Source organism: Polaromonas sp. P1_G2 (assembly GCF_056405515.1).
This window is the reverse complement of the sequence record NZ_JBFUBY010001579.1, coordinates 1-382: the sequence shown is the minus strand read 5'-3', so window position 1 is coordinate 382 and position 382 is coordinate 1. Positions and strand designations below refer to the sequence as shown.

At 58.6% G+C, this 382-nt stretch carries 1 protein-coding gene; it reads left to right on the top strand.

What is annotated here, in order from left to right; translation table 11 throughout:
• Nucleotides 1-182 (top strand): hypothetical protein (locus tag AC1D0P_RS31630; protein ID WP_477680339.1); only part of this gene is annotated, 182 nt, incomplete at its 5' end.
• Nucleotides 183-382: the final 200 nt, after the last annotated feature.

Genomic DNA, 382 nt, shown 5'->3' with positions numbered 1-382 from the left:
ACGATCACGACGTGCTCGACCTCAGCGGCGTCTCCACACTCTCAAGCTTCGACAACATGCTCATCGACCACCGCATCTGGCAGGACGGCAATGATACGGTGATCGATGCCGGCAAGGGCAACGAGATCGTGCTCAAGCATGTCGACATCCACGATCTGTCAGCAGCAGATTTCCTGTTCTGAACAACAAACCGGAATGTGAAAAGGGCGCCACCGGCGCCCTTTTCATTCTGCGTTTCCGCCTTCAATGCCCATCCGCGGACCAGTGCAGTGTATCCGACAGCAGCTTGTGGACGCCGTAGGTGGCGCCGATGGCATGCAGCGTCGTATTGGTGGCGCCCGATTGCGGCGCGCCGAGAATGAAGGACATGCCGTTCCTGTCC